Below are 12644 nucleotides of genomic sequence, written 5' to 3'. Positions count from 1 at the left end.
CCCACCCCGCCATCCCCCCAGGAACCCAGCTTTTGCTCCGGCTGTTGCTTCGGCTCTGGCTCTGGCTCTGGCCTCTGCGGGTGCCGGGTGCAACCCGGCCGATACCCTCCCAGTGCTACGCTGTGACCACCGACAACCACGGAGGCGGGATGGGGGCGATCGTGTTGTTGCCGCTGTGCGTGGACGATGCCGCGCTGGACCGCTGCCTGGCCGCACTGGATGCCGGCACCGCGCCGGGCACTGCGGTCTGGCTGGCCGATGACGCGCAGGCAGGGCCGCGTGCGCAGGCCGTGGTCGAGCACTGGTTGGCGCATACGCCGTTGCAGGCCGAATACACCCGGCGCGCGCGGCCACTGGGCGAGGTTGCCCATCTGGATGAGATGCTGCGCGCCTGCGATGGCCTGGACGTGGCCGTGCTGGCACCGGACAGCGTGCCGTCGCCCGGTTGGTTGCAGCAGTTGCAGGATGCCTTCGCCCGCGATGCCGCCATCGCCACAGCGACTCCCTGGTGCAACGCCGGCGAGACCGCGGCGTGGCCACGGCTGGGCGAGATCAATCCCGAACCCCATGACCCGGCCTTGCTGGCGCATACCTGCGCCACGTTGCCCACGCTTCACCCGGAGCTGCCATCGGCAGTCACCCACGCGGTGCTGGTACGTGGCAACGCGCGCCGCCGTGCCGGTGGCCTGGACGTGGACAGCTATGCCGGCTGGAATGCCGCGCTGATCGACCTCAGCCTGCGCATGGCGGGCCTGGGCTGGCGCAACGTGTTGTGCGAGACCGCGTTCGTCGGCCGGGCAGGAGAGGCGGTCAGCCGCGATGGCGACCTGGAGGCCCTGGCGGCACGCTGGCCGGCCTGGGTGCCGCGGCTGGCCGATTTCCTGATGCACGATCCACTGCACGGTCTGCGTGCCGACCTGCAGCAGCGCATGCGGCAGGCGATAATGCCGAAGGAACAGGGCGACCTGTTCGTCCCGCCCGCGCCGGAGCCTCCCGTTTGAATGCAGCCATTGCCGCCATCGTCGTCACCTACCAGAGTGGCAGCACCATCGATGCCTGCCTGTCGCGCCTGCGCCAGGCGCAGGACATCGCCGAGATCCGGGTGATCGACAATGGTTCGCTGGATGGCACGCTGGACATCGTGCAGCGGCATGCCAGCCATGACCCGCGCGTGCGCTTCGTCGGCAATCCGGACAATCCCGGCTTTGCCGCCGCCAACAACCAGGGCGTGGCCGACTCGCACAGCCCCTGGCTGGCCTTCATCAACCCGGACCTGATGATTGAGCCGGACACCCTGACCGAACTGCGCAGCCGTGGCGAGGTGCTGGGCGATTGCCTGCTGGGCGTGGAGCAGGTGGACGAGCACGGCCACGCCGATGAAGCGGTGCGCCGTCGCGATCCGGATTTCCTGCTGATGCTGCGCTCGCCGGGCAAGGGTTCGAAGCTGGCGGTTCCGCGCGATCCACACCAGGCCGTGCAGCCGGTGCCGGCGCTGTCCGGCGCGCTGCTGATGATGCCGCGTACCCTGTTCGAGCGCATCGGTGGCTGGGATGCGGGTTACCGCTTGCATGCCGAGGACCTGGATCTGTGCCGCCGCGCACGCGAGGCCGGCGCGGTGGTGGCGATCGCCAACGACCTGCAGGTTACCCATGTGCGCGGCGTCTCCAGCCGCTCGCGGCCATTCTTCGTGGAATGGCACAAGCACAGGGGGCTGTGGCGTTACTTCCAGAAGTTCGAGGCCAGGCAGCGCACGCTGCCGGTACGCATTGCGGTGTGGGCCGCGATCTGGGCGCATGCGGCGATGCTGGTGCCGCGCCTGCTGCGCAGGTCGTTGTAGAGCCGGGCCACGCTCGGCTCAGGCAACAATCCAGCCGGGCGTGGCCCGGCTCTACGGAAGGCGGGCGCGACCACGGTTCACGCCGCCGGGCGCATAATCCGCTCCATGCCTATCATCCAGTCCCTGCTCGACACCGACCTGTACAAGTTCACCATGATGCAGGCGGTGCTGCACCAGCACCCCGGCGCCCAGGTGCAGTACCGGTTCAAGTGCCGTACGCCCGGCATCGACCTGGCCCACTACATCGACCAGATCGACGAAGAGATCGACCACCTGTGCAGCCTGCGCTTCAGCGACGCGGAGCTGGACTACATGCGTGGCCTGCGCTTCGTGAAGCCGGATTTCGCCGATTTCCTCGGCCTGTTCCACCTCGACCGCAAGTACATCCAGCTGCGCGCGTCGACGGCCGTGCCCGGCGAGATCGAACTGGACATTACCGGCCCGTGGCTGCACACCATCCTGTTTGAAGTGCCGCTGCTGGCGATCATCAACGAAGTCTGGTTCCGCAACACCACCACGGCCGACTTCGCCGAAGGCGAGCGCCGCCTGCAGGCCAAGGCCGCGCTGCTGCGCGATACCCCCGGCTTCGAACAATGCCGCATCGCCGACTATGGCAGCCGTCGCCGCTACTCGCGCGACTGGCATGCCCGGCTGCTGCCGCTGCTGCGCGACGCGCTCGGCCCGCAGCTGGTCGGCACCAGCAACGTCCACTTCGCGCGCCTGTACGGCATGACCCCGCACGGCACCATGGCCCACGAGTACCTGCAGGCGTTCCAGGCGCTCGGCCCGCGCCTGCGTGATTCGCAGGTGGCGGCACTGGAATCGTGGGCGCGCGAGTACCGCGGTGACCTCGGTATCGCGCTGTCCGACGTGGTCGGCCTGGATGCGTTCCTGCGCGACTTCGACATGTACTTCTGCAAGCTGTTCGACGGTGTGCGCCATGACTCCGGCGATCCGTTCGACTGGGGTGACCGCATGCTGGCGCACTTCCAGCAGCGTCGCGTCGATCCGCGCAGCAAGGTGCTGGTGTTCAGCGATGGGCTCGACATCGCCAAGGTGATGCGCCTGTACGACTATTTCCGTGGTCGCTGCCAGGTCGCGTTCGGCGTCGGCACCCACCTGACCAATGACCTGGGCCCGACGCCGCTCAACATCGTCATCAAGATGGTCCGCTGCAACGGCCAGCCGGTGGCCAAGCTCAGCGATTCGCCCGGCAAGAGCATGTGCGACGACCCGGGTTACCTGGCCTACCTGCGCCAGGTCTTCGAGCTGCCGCCGGCGTAAATACGTCGGCTTACAGGTAGTCGACCACCACCAGGTAGGCGCCCTGCAGCGGCTGCTGCTTCGAAGCCTGCACGCTGTAACGCTCGGAGAAGGCGATATCGCCGGCGCGCATCGCGCTGGCCGACACCGACAGCTTCTGGCCCTGGCGCTTGCCATCGCGCAGCGTCGCGGCCTGGCCATCGGCCAGTGCCGTCACTTCCACCGTCGAGCCCTTGGCCGACGGCGGGCAGGCCGCCAGGCTCAGCTCACCCTGGGACAGGTTCGTCGTGCAGCCCGGCTCGGCGATGCGGCCGCTGAAACGGATGCTGCCGCTGCTGGCCTGGGCCAGCGCACTGACGGACATCAGGGCCACACACAGCAGAATGGAATTCCTCATGACACGTTCTCTGGTTCGGTGTGTCCTAGTTAGCGACAGGTTCGATCCGCCTTTAATAGGACAAATCCGAATCTGCTAGGGCCATCACCAAGAAAGAGTGATGCGCATCAAATAAGGTGATTTCCGCCTGAAAAATGCCTGTTTCCGCGCCTGCCGAACGCGCCTCTCAACGCGTCATCCACGGTTGTCCGCGACCTGGCGGCCCCGTCGTCAAATCTTCCACGCGTCCCAGGCGCTGATTCCGCTTATCACGTCACATTTATGGCGTCAATGAATTGGCGTTCAGAAAAATAATGAGACTTTCATCACAGTTGTGCATATACTTGCGTCACGGATTCAGGGGAAGGTATGTCCGAGTCCGGCCACAGGTGAGACGCAAGGATGGGTCTTGTTAGCCCGGCAGTGCTCCTTGCTTCCTCCTCTACTTCTCATCTCTTCAGTAGGGTTAGGTAAAAGCGAATGCACAAGATCAACCTCATTGCCGCTCTGATGCTGGCCGCCGCTCCGCTGGCCGCCAACGCCGCCGACGGCACCATCACCTTCAATGGCAAGGTGACCGACAAGACCTGCACCATCTCGACCCCGGGCGGCAAGGACTTCGCCGTGACCCTGCCGACCGTGTCGAAGAACACCCTGGCTACCGCCGGTGCCGTTGCGGGCCGTACCCCGTTCGCCATCAACCTGACCAAGTGCAGCGCCGGCAACGTCGCCACCTACTTCGAGCCGGGTTCGACCGTCGACTTCAACAGCGGCCGCCTGGTCAACCAGGCCTCGGCCAACGCTGCCACCAACGTGCAGCTGCAGCTGCTGGGCTCGAACAACCAGTTCCTGCCGATCAAGGCTGCCGGCGCTGGCCTGGCCCAGACCAACTCGCAGTGGGTCACCGTCGGCACCGACGGCTCGGCCGACCTGAACTACTACGCTGAGTACTACGCCACTGCCGCCGCCACCCCGGGCGACGTCACCAGCAGCGTCAAGTACACGATCATCTACAACTGATCGTAGCCGTACCCGCATTGGCCGGCGTACGCGCCGGCCAGTGCTCCGCGGCCCCTGGCCACACCCCTCGAGCGTAGTACTTCCGATGAAAGCACTCTTTCCCCGGGCGCTGCTGCTGGCAGCGTTCACGCTGCCCCTCTGCCAGAACGCACTGGCCGGCGTGGTGGTCAATGGCACGCGGGTGATCTACCCGGCACAGGCGCGCGAAGTCACCGTGCAGGTCGACAACGTGGGCGACTCGCCCGCACTGGTCCAGGCCTGGATCGACAGTGGCGACGCCAACCAGACCGCCGATACCAGTGATGCTCCGTTCGTGCTGACGCCGCCGATCGCGCGCGTCGAGCCGGGCCGCAGCCAGGCGCTGCGCCTGATCTTCTCCGGCGCACAGCTGCCGACCGATCGCGAGACGGTGTTCTGGCTCAATGTGCTGGACGTACCGCCGTCGCCGGACAACGCCGACAGTGGTGACCAGAATTACCTGCAGGTCGCGTTCCGTTCGCGCCTGAAGCTTTTCTACCGGCCGCAGGGCCTGAAGGGCGTCGCCAACGACGCACCGGCAGCGCTGCGCTGGACCCGCAATGGCGACCGCCTGCGGGTGGAAAACCCGAGCCCCTTCCACGTCACTCTGGCCGAAGTGCATGCCGTGACCGGCAGCAGCGAAAAGGCCGTCGAGGACAAGGGCGCGATGGTCGCGCCGAAGCAGAGCCTGGAGTTCGCCGCACCGGCGGGCACGCAGCAGGTGCGCTTCATCACCATCAATGATTACGGCGGCCGGGTCGAGCACACCGTCCGCCTCGACAGCACCGGGGGCTGAACGCGCCGCGCCGGCCATGGGCCGGCGCATCCCGCCACCGCCGCCGTGCGGCGAATTGAAGGAATGTCAGTGTGATCGGAAACAGATTGACATTGTCGATCCATCAGGCGCTTTGCCTGCTGGTTGTTGGCGCGGCCTGCCCAGGATGGGCGCTGGCTGCACCGGCCAATCTCGGCGAACAGGCGCTGATGGCGCAGAGTGGTGCGGCCAATGCGCGTGCACCGGAATCGGCCCAGTTCAATTCCAGCTTCCTGTCCGGCCAGGCCAAGCAGGTCGACCTGGCGGCCTTCAGCAATGGCAACCCGATGGTTGCCGGCAGTTACCGTGTCGATGTCTACGTCAACGGTGCCTGGCAGGGCCGTCGTGACCTGCAGTTCAAGGCCGATGCACAGGGCCGTGTCGACGCCTGCCTGCCGCTGCCGATGCTGGAGGAAATGGGCGTGGACAGCGAGGCCGTGCTGCTGCAGCAGGACCCGACGCTGCCGACCGACACCGCCAGCTGCGTGCCGGTGCAGCAGCGCATGGCCAACGCCTACGGTGTCTACGACAGCGGCAACCTGCGCTACGACCTCAGCATCCCGCAGGTGTTCCTGCGCCGTGAGGCACGCGGCTACGTCAACCCGGCGCTGTGGGACCGCGGCATCAATGCCGGTTTCGTCGGCTACAGCTTCAATGCCATCGACAGCAACAGCCGTGTCGAAGGTGGCCAGCGCAACCGCAGTGCCTATCTCGGCCTCAATGCCGGCCTGAACCTGGGCGGCTGGCAGTTCCGCCACGACTCTAACCTGACCTGGTCCGAGGGTGACGGCCGCCATTGGCAGAGCATTGCCACCTACGCACAGCGCGGCATCCCGCAGGTGCGCGGCATGCTCACCATCGGTGAGGCCTATACCACGGGCGAGCTGTTCGACTCGATCGGCTACCGTGGTGCCAGCCTGGCCAGCGACGATCGCATGCTGCCCGATTCGCTGCGCGGTTACGCGCCGGTCGTGCGCGGCATCGCCGAAACCAACGCACGCATCGAAGTGCGCCAGAACCAGCAGCTGATCTACTCCTCCACCGTTTCGCCGGGCAACTTCGTCATTGATGACCTGTACCCGACCGGCTACGGCGGCGACCTGGAAGTGAGCGTGATCGAGGCCGATGGCCGCCGCCGCGAATTCAAGGTGCCGTTCGGCTCGGTGCCGCAGATGCTGCGCGAAGGCGTGTCGCGTTACTCGCTGACCGCCGGCCAGGTGCGCAACAAGCTGCTGGCCGACGAACCCTGGCTGGTGCAGGGCACCTACCAGCGCGGCATCGGCAACCAGCTGACCCTGTACGGCGGCAGCGCGCTGAGCGATGGCTACCTGTCGCTGCTGTACGGTGTCGGCCTGTCCACGCGGGTCGGTGCCTTCGCGGCAGACGTCACCCATGCACGCACCTCGTTCGACCACTACGGCAGCCACACTGGCGCCAGCGTGCGCTTGAGCTACAGCAACATGATCGGCGAGACCGGCACCAACCTGACCCTGGCCGCCTACCGCTATTCGACCGAAGGCTTCTACAGCCTGCAGGACGCGCTGTATGGCCGTGACTCGGACGCGCGCGGCATCGATCCGACCACCCGTGGTCGCCAGCGCAGCCAGTTCCAGGTGACCTTGAACCAGCCGCTGGGCCGTCGTGGCGGTGCGCTGTACGTGACCGGTTCGGTGCGTGACTTCTATGACCGCTCCGGCACCTCCAAGCAGTACCAGGTGGGCTACAACAACGCCTGGCGTTCGGTGAACTACGGCTTCTCGGCGCTGCGCACCGAAGAAGGCGTGCTCGGCCGTTCCGACACCCAGTACCTGCTGTCGATGAGCGTGCCGCTGGGCCGGGGTACCCACCCGGTGTCGTTCAGTGCCGATCTCGGCGTGCGCGACCGCGGTGGCTACGACAACAGCCGCGTCGGCATCACCGGTTCGGCCGGCGTCGACAACAACTTCAGCTACGGCGTGGCCCTGTCCGATTCCCGCGAGGGTGGCACCACGGCGGTCGGCAATGCCGAATACCGCAGCCGCTACTCCGCGTTGAATGCCACCTACAGCCACTCGCGTGATTTCCGCCAGGCCTCGGTCGGTGCCAACGGCAGCGTGGTGGTGCATCCGGGCGGCTTCACGTTCACCCCGCAGCGTGGCGACACCATGGTGCTGGTCGAGGCCCCGGGCGCGCGCGATGCGATCGTCAGCAACGCCCCGGGCCTGCGCGTCGATGGCCGCGGCTACGCCGTGGTGCCGTACGTGTCGCCGTACCGCCTCAACACCGTCACCCTCGATCCGCAGGGCATGGCCCACGACGTCGAACTGGAAAGCACCAGCCAGTCGATCGCACCGTTCGCCGGTGCCATCAGCTACCTGCGCTTCGATACCCGCAAGGGCAACGCGTTGCTGATCCAGGTACGCAACCCGGATGGCCGCAGCATGCCGTTCGGTGCGCAGGTCAAGGATGAGCAGGGCCAGCCGGTCGGCATGGTCAGCCAGGGCGGCCGCCTGTACGTGCGCAGTGAAAAGAACCAGGGTCGCCTGCTGGTGGAGTGGGGCGCCGGTGCCGACCAGCGCTGCACCATCGATTACCAGGTTCCGGCGGGCGCCGATGCGTCCAAGACCGGCTTCATCCCGCTGGAGGCAGCATGCCGATGATTTCTTCCCGTGGCCGCAAGGCGCTGACGGCCCTTGTACTGCTGGGTGGCGCACTGCTGGCACAGCAGGCCAGCGCGTCGTGCCGCATCCAGTCCCGCTGGTTCACCGCGCAGGACGTGACCATGGACATGGGCCAGATCGTGATCCTGCCCAGCACGCCGGTCGGTGGCGTGATCAAGGAGATCAGCGAGCCAATCAACCAGCAGAACAGCGTGGCACGTTGCGACTGGTCCGGTGGCCGTTCCATTGGCGAGTACGTCAACGCCGCGCAGAAGCGTCCGGTGGCCGGCTTCTCGAACGTCTATGAAACCGATGTGGCGGGCGTGGGTATCCGCCTGTACCGGGACTCCGGTGCGATCCAGACCTACTATCCGCACACCATCAATTTCGGCAGCAGCAGCACCATCTCGCTGGTGGGAGGCACGTTCCGCATCCAGCTGATCAAGACCGCTGCCCAGACCGGCTCGGGCGTGATCGCGCCGAACGGCCGCTTCACCACCTACTACTTCGACGGTGATGGCCCCGGTCGCCCGGTGCTGACCTCGACATTCAAGGGCTCGGGCACCACCGTGGTCAGCCCGACCTGCGAAGTGCAGGCCGGCAGCCGCAACATCGCCGTCGACTTCGGCAGCGTGCCCAACACCACCTTCACCGGTGTCGGTTCGCGCGCGGTCGATCGTGATTTCGAGATCCGCCTGAACTGCCAGGGCAGCAATGTTGCCGCCTACCAGAGCAAGATCGGCATCCGTCTCGATGCCGACCAGGACAGCTCGAACATGCCGGGCGTGCTGAAGCTCAGCGCGGCCACCAACAGCGCCACCCGCATCGGCATCCAGATGGTCCAGCGCGTTGGCACCACCGAGCGCGAAGTGCGCTTCGGCCAGACCATCAACGTCGGCACCACCGCGCCGGGGACCAGCGTCATGGCGCTGCCGCTGCGTGCGCGCTATGTGCAGACCCAGGCTGGCACAGTCGGCGCAGGTGTCGCGAACGGCCAGGCCACCTTCACCATCCAGTACGAGTAAGGCCGCCCGGGCGGCTGCCCCTGCTGCGTTCCGCCGCAACGTCGCCCGTCCCACGGGCGGCGTTGACTGCGTCTTGATCTTCCAACGATGAAGATCACTGCCACGACGCACGTGCCATCAATCGATTGTGATGGACGTCGCGAATTTGGAGTTTCCTCATGAGGTGACCGTCTCCTGCCTGCGGGCATTGGACGGTAACGCCGCAAGGATCCAGACGTGGCTACAGCTCCTGGCATTTTCCAGCACCGTCCTTCCGGAGCACCCCGGTGAAGGTCCTGTCGGTGTTCGGCACCCGACCGGAAGCAATCAAGATGGGGCCGCTGGTGCGCGCCCTGGCCCAGGCCGCGGACGTCGAATCGGTGGTCTGCATCACCGGCCAGCACCGGGCGATGCTCGACCAGGTGATGTCGCTGTTCGAGATCACCGCCGACCATGACCTGGATGTCATGGTGCCCAACCAGACCCTCAATGGCCTGTGTTCCAGGCTGTTCGAGCGGCTTGACGCGCTCTACACGCAGGTCCGCCCGGATCGCGTGCTGGTGCACGGCGATACCACCACGGCGATGACCGCCGCCCTGGCCGCGTTCCACCACCGCATTCCGATCGGCCATGTCGAGGCCGGCCTGCGCACCGGCGACATCAACCGGCCATGGCCGGAGGAGATGAACCGGCGGGTGATCGACGTGGTCGGTCATCAGTTGTACGCACCTACTCCCGGCTCGCGCGCCAACCTGGCCCGTGAGCATCTGGGCGGTCAGATCCTGGTCACCGGCAACACCGTCATCGATGCCCTGCAGCAGACCGTGCAGCGCCTGGATGCCGATCCGGCACTGCGTGCCCAGGCTGACGAACCCTTCCACATGCTCGACCCCGGGCGCCGCCTGCTGCTGGTCACCGGCCATCGCCGCGAGAGCTTCGGCCAGGGCTTCGAGGACATCTGCCGTGCGCTGGCCGAACTGGCCCAGCGGCCGGACCTGCAGGTGCTGTACCCGGTGCACCTCAATCCGAACGTCCAGGCACCGGTCAACGCACACCTGGGCAACCTCGACAACGTGCACCTGGTGCCGCCGCAGGACTACCTGCGCTTCGTGCGCCTGATGCAGCGCGCCGACGTCATCCTCACCGACTCCGGTGGCGTGCAGGAAGAAGCGCCGGCATTGGCCAAGCCGGTGCTGGTGATGCGCGACGTCACCGAGCGCCCGGAGGCGGTCGAGGCCGGTGTGGTGACGCTGGTCGGGACCACGCCCTCGCGCATCGTCGAGGGGGTCAATGCGGCCTTGGCACAGCCACCGCAGCCGACCCGTTTCGACCCCGATGGCAGTCCCTATGGCGACGGCCGCGCCAGCGCCCGCATCGTCGCCGCCCTGCGTGGCGCTCCCGTTCCCGAGTTTTCGCCCGGTCTCCGCAGCGGCGGTGCCGCCCACCACCCTCTCCATGAAGTGACGCCATGAGCCAGACCGGCCGCTGTCCCCTGTTTGTTTCCGCCGCCGCGTTCGTCCTGTCGTGCGCGGTTGGCAGTGCACACGCCGCCGACAGCGTCGCCGGCCAGTTCGCAGAATGGAGCGGCGACAGCACGGTGAGCCGGCAGATGACCCTGCGCGAACTCGGCTTCCGCCAGCCGCTGGTACTCAGTGGGCAGGAGAGCCAGCGCGAGGTCTACCTGCCGGTGCCGGCGGGTGTTGCCACCCGCGATGCACAGCTGCAGCTCGATGGGCGCTATGTACGCGGGCACGCCGGGCGTACCTCGGGCTTGTGGTCGGTGGATGGCGATCCAATCGCCGCGCGCTCGATCACCGATGCCCAGGGCGATGCCAGCCAGCTGCTTGCCATCGATGGCGAACCCCGCCAGAACGGCTTTGTGCGGGTCGGTGTCGGCTGGTGGTCGATCGTGTCCGACTATCAATGTGCCGACCAGAGTGCGCCGGCCAATGTGCTGCGGTTGTCGCCGGATTCGCGCTTCAGCTACCGCTTCGATGGGCGTGCCGTGGATACCGTGGCCAAGGCCTGGGGCGCGCTGCCACCGCGGGTGCGCCTGCTGGTGGAGGGCAAGGCGCTGCAGGCGCCCACCTATGATACCGCCTGGCGCATTGGTACCGCGTTGCAGGCCGGCGGCAAGCAGGTGCAGGTGGTGGCGCTGCCCAAGGTCGGCGACAGCGTCGACCTGGCCGGCATCAGCATCCCGGCCAGCCTGCAGGGCGTGCCGGCGTACGCCGCGCTGGCCGCGGGCGAGCGCGTGCACGCGATCAAGGACCTGGCCGAAGTGGGAGCGCTGCTGTCGTTGCGTGACAGCGGGCCGTTGGCCGCCGATGTGATGATCGGCAGCGATGCATTGCGCGTCGGCGTACGCGCGGCGCTGGATGCGCTGGCCGCACAGGTTGCCACCACTGGCGCCGACGCGGGCACGGCGTTCGCCGCGTGGCGCGGTACCGACATGGGTGGCCTGGAAAAGCCCGCGACCAGCGCCTCGGTCAGCGTGGTGGCCGTTGCAGGCCGTCCGACGCTGGTGGTCGACCCGGCGGCAGCGGGCAAGGTTGCCGGACTGTTCGCCGAACAGTGGCGCAGCTATGCGCTGGGCCGCAGCCTGCAGGTCAGCGCAGCAGGAACGCCCAAACTGGACGGTGACCAGGTACTGCTGAGCCGGCTCGGAAACATCGCCGGAACCATGGATGTGGTGACCCGCGCCGACCGCAGCGCCAGCTTCGATCTGGGTACGCTGTCGGCCGATGGCCGCCTGCCCGAGCAAGTGGTGATCGATGTCTCGGCGGCCCCCAATGCGGCGGGTCAGGGCGCGGTGGCCACGATCTACCTCAACGACTACCTGCTGGGCGGCAAGGTGCTGTCGGCCAACGGCCAACCGCAACGGCTGGTGGCCAAGGTACCGGCCTACGCGCTGTCGGCGCGCAACGAGATCCGTGTCAGCTTCCTGCGCCAACCGGCACGCCCCTACTGCCACGATCCGGCGACCGGCTATCCAGTCTCGATCCTGCCCAGCAGCCACCTGACCCTGGCCAGGCGCTCGCTGGGCAGTGATTTCGTCGGTGCCAGCAGCCAGCTGTCACGCGGCAACCAGGTGTTCGTGCCCGGCGCCTGGCTGCAGGATGCACCGGCCTCGCTGGGCAAGGTCATCGCGGTGGCCAGTGCAGTGGGCGCTTCGCCGGAGGCGTCGGAACTGAAGGTGGTCGACGCCGGTGCCGCGGTCAGCCCGGGCGCGCCATGGCTGGCCTTCGGCGTTGCACCGGCCGGTGTCGATGTGGTCGGCCTGAAGGATGGCCACCTGCGCGTCGGTGGCACGTCGCAACCGCTGCTGGATGTCAGCGGCCTGGATCACGCCGCGGTGGTGCAGGTGGGTTCGTCCGGAGGCCAGCTGGGCGTTCTTTACAGCGACCTCGGCGCACAGGCACCGTCGTTCAGCGCACCGTTCCGGTTGCTGCGCGGCGATCTGGCCGTGCTTGACGGCACTGATGTCGTGCGCGAATTCGACCGCCAGGATCCTTATGGCACTCGCCTCGCGCACGACGGAAATCCGCAATCGAAGTGGGAACGGCACATGGTCTGGTTGCTGCTGCTGGTCGGCGTGATCGTATTCGCGCTGCTGGCCGCCCGCGTCACCCAGGTGCGCCGCCGCAAGTCCGCCAACGCAGGACATTGATCC

The 12644-nt window shown here is 67.1% G+C and carries 10 protein-coding genes; 9 read left to right on the top strand and 1 reads right to left on the bottom strand.

Annotation, left to right across the window (positions count from 1 at the left end; genetic code table 11):
• Positions 1–149 precede the first annotated feature (149 nt).
• From RCF13_RS14675 to pncB, 3 genes are all read left to right on the top strand, one after another.
• The gene (locus RCF13_RS14675) at positions 150–1001 is read left to right on the top strand and encodes a glycosyltransferase (RefSeq protein WP_061478430.1); all 852 of its coding nucleotides are present in this window, start codon (positions 150–152) and stop codon (positions 999–1001) included.
• Complete coding sequence (locus RCF13_RS14670; RefSeq protein ID WP_308141284.1) at positions 998–1837, top strand: glycosyltransferase family 2 protein; 840 nt, start codon at positions 998–1000, stop codon at positions 1835–1837. Before RCF13_RS14675 ends, RCF13_RS14670 begins: the two co-directional genes overlap by 4 nt.
• A 105-nt stretch (positions 1838–1942) precedes the next feature.
• Positions 1943–3121 carry a nicotinate phosphoribosyltransferase gene (gene pncB, locus RCF13_RS14665; RefSeq protein WP_019661015.1) on the top strand — a complete coding sequence of 393 codons (1179 nt, stop codon included), beginning with the start codon at positions 1943–1945 and terminating at the stop codon, positions 3119–3121.
• A gap of 10 nt (positions 3122–3131) precedes the next feature.
• Here pncB and RCF13_RS14660 read toward each other — a convergent pair whose 3' ends face one another.
• Complete coding sequence (locus RCF13_RS14660; RefSeq protein ID WP_049414538.1) at positions 3132–3497, bottom strand: hypothetical protein; 366 nt, start codon at positions 3495–3497, stop codon at positions 3132–3134.
• A gap of 459 nt (positions 3498–3956) precedes the next feature.
• Between RCF13_RS14660 and RCF13_RS14655 the strand changes: the two genes are divergently transcribed.
• The 6 genes from RCF13_RS14655 to RCF13_RS14630 all read left to right on the top strand — a co-directional run bounded on the left by RCF13_RS14655 (position 3957) and on the right by RCF13_RS14630 (position 12641).
• Positions 3957–4496 (top strand): fimbrial protein, encoded by a 540-nt coding sequence (locus tag RCF13_RS14655; protein ID WP_005415238.1) that lies wholly within the window; start codon positions 3957–3959, stop codon positions 4494–4496.
• 85 nt (positions 4497–4581) lie between these two features.
• A complete protein-coding gene (locus RCF13_RS14650; RefSeq protein ID WP_061478428.1) occupies positions 4582–5310 on the top strand; it encodes a molecular chaperone in 729 nt (242 codons plus the stop codon).
• Positions 5311–5402: 92 nt separating this feature from the next.
• Positions 5403–7967 (top strand): fimbria/pilus outer membrane usher protein, encoded by a 2565-nt coding sequence (locus tag RCF13_RS14645; RefSeq protein WP_134968823.1) that lies wholly within the window; start codon positions 5403–5405, stop codon positions 7965–7967.
• Positions 7958–8992, top strand: a complete 1035-nt coding sequence (locus RCF13_RS14640) for a fimbrial protein (protein WP_308141283.1) — start codon at positions 7958–7960, stop codon at positions 8990–8992. The genes RCF13_RS14645 and RCF13_RS14640 overlap by 10 nt, the downstream gene beginning before the upstream one ends.
• Before the next feature lie 266 nt (positions 8993–9258).
• The gene (wecB, locus tag RCF13_RS14635; RefSeq protein WP_134968820.1) at positions 9259–10443 is read left to right on the top strand and encodes a UDP-N-acetylglucosamine 2-epimerase (non-hydrolyzing); all 1185 of its coding nucleotides are present in this window, start codon (positions 9259–9261) and stop codon (positions 10441–10443) included.
• Complete coding sequence (locus RCF13_RS14630; protein WP_308141282.1) at positions 10440–12641, top strand: hypothetical protein; 2202 nt, start codon at positions 10440–10442, stop codon at positions 12639–12641. The genes wecB and RCF13_RS14630 overlap by 4 nt, the downstream gene beginning before the upstream one ends.
• Positions 12642–12644: the final 3 nt, after the last annotated feature.

The organism is Stenotrophomonas maltophilia group sp. RNC7 (assembly GCF_030910085.1).
In the GTDB taxonomy this organism is placed as follows: Bacteria; Pseudomonadota; Gammaproteobacteria; order Xanthomonadales; family Xanthomonadaceae; genus Stenotrophomonas; species Stenotrophomonas sepilia.
The sequence above is the reverse complement of the archived record's forward strand: the minus strand, read 5'-3'. Positions and strand labels throughout refer to the sequence as shown.

Coding starts and splice junctions, on each gene's coding strand:
- RCF13_RS14630 (WP_308141282.1), top strand. CDS start 10,440: ATGAGCCAGACCGGCCGCTGTCCCCTGTTTGTTTCCGCCGCCGCGTTC.
- RCF13_RS14655 (WP_005415238.1), top strand. CDS start 3,957: ATGCACAAGATCAACCTCATTGCCGCTCTGATGCTGGCCGCCGCTCCG.
- RCF13_RS14640 (WP_308141283.1), top strand. CDS start 7,958: ATGCCGATGATTTCTTCCCGTGGCCGCAAGGCGCTGACGGCCCTTGTA.
- RCF13_RS14650 (WP_061478428.1), top strand. CDS start 4,582: ATGAAAGCACTCTTTCCCCGGGCGCTGCTGCTGGCAGCGTTCACGCTG.
- pncB (WP_019661015.1), top strand. CDS start 1,943: ATGCCTATCATCCAGTCCCTGCTCGACACCGACCTGTACAAGTTCACC.
- RCF13_RS14660 (WP_049414538.1), bottom strand. CDS start 3,497: ATGAGGAATTCCATTCTGCTGTGTGTGGCCCTGATGTCCGTCAGTGCG.
- RCF13_RS14675 (WP_061478430.1), top strand. CDS start 150: ATGGGGGCGATCGTGTTGTTGCCGCTGTGCGTGGACGATGCCGCGCTG.